Origin of the sequence: Novosphingobium album (ex Liu et al. 2023), assembly GCF_029076845.1 — a bacterium.
GTDB lineage: Bacteria > Pseudomonadota > Alphaproteobacteria > Sphingomonadales > Sphingomonadaceae > Novosphingobium.
The window spans coordinates 1-1067 of record NZ_JARESE010000117.1 but is presented as its reverse complement, the minus strand read 5'-3'; the positions used below and the strand labels follow the sequence as shown (position 1 = coordinate 1067).

The 1067-nt window shown below is 66.6% G+C and carries 1 protein-coding gene; it reads left to right on the top strand.

Annotated elements, in window-relative coordinates; translation table 11 throughout:
• Positions 1–91: 91 nt before the first annotated feature.
• Positions 92–1067: IS256 family transposase (locus tag PYV00_RS24070; protein WP_275230874.1), on the top strand; the 976-nt coding region annotated here is incomplete at its 3' end.

Genomic DNA, 1067 nt, shown 5'->3' with positions numbered 1-1067 from the left:
CCCCACCACCTGCGGTTCGATCTCGGTGGCCACCGGGCTCATCGGTAAGGTGGAGTTTCCACGCTTCACACCGACCGAGGAGTTGATCCCGATGACCGAAGACAGACTACCGCTTGCCGAGCTGATGGCGAAGGCCGGAGACGGCGATTTTCTGCGCAGCGTCGCCGAGAGCGTGCTGCAGCTGATCATGGAGGCCGATGTCGACGGCGTTGTCGGCGCCAGCCGGCACGAGCGATCCGGCGATCGCACGACCTGGCGCAACGGCTACCGTGACCGTTCGCTGGACACCCGGCTCGGCACGCTCAACCTGAAGATCCCCAAGCTCAGGACCGGCGCCTACTTCCCCGGCTTCCTGGAGCCGCGCAAGACCGTCGAGAAGGCGCTGGTCTCGGTGATCCAGGAGGCATGGATCGCCGGCGTCAGCACGCGGCGCGTCGACGAACTGGTCCAGGCCATGGGCATGACCGGCATATCGAAGTCGTCGGTCTCGAAGCTGTGCAAGGACATCGACGAGCGTGTGCATGCCTTCCTCAAGCGGCCGCTCGCCGGCGACTGGCCCTATCTCTGGCTCGATGCGACCTATCTCAAGGTCCGCGAGGGCGGACGCATCGTCAGCGTAGCCGCGATAATCGCCGTCGCCGTCAACACCGAGGGCAAGCGCGAGATCGTCGGCCTGCACATCGGCCCGAGCGAGGCCGAGCCGTTCTGGTCGAGCTTCCTCAAGGACCTCGCGCGCCGCGGCCTCAAGGGCGTGAAGCTCGTCATCTCCGATGCCCACGAGGGGCTGAAGGCCGCGATCACCCGCGTGCTCGGCGCCACCTGGCAGCGCTGCCGCGTGCACTTCATGCGTAACGCGCTGGCCTACGTGCCCAAGGGACAGAACACCGTGGTGGCCGCCGCCATCCGGCAGGTCTTCCTCCAACCCGACCATCAGGCCGCCACGCAGGTCTGGAGGCAGGTCGCCGATCAGCTACGCACGCGCTGGCCGAAGCTCGGTGCCTGCATGGACGATGCCGAACACGACGTGCTCGCCTACATGACCTTCCCCGAGCAGCACCGCGTGAAGT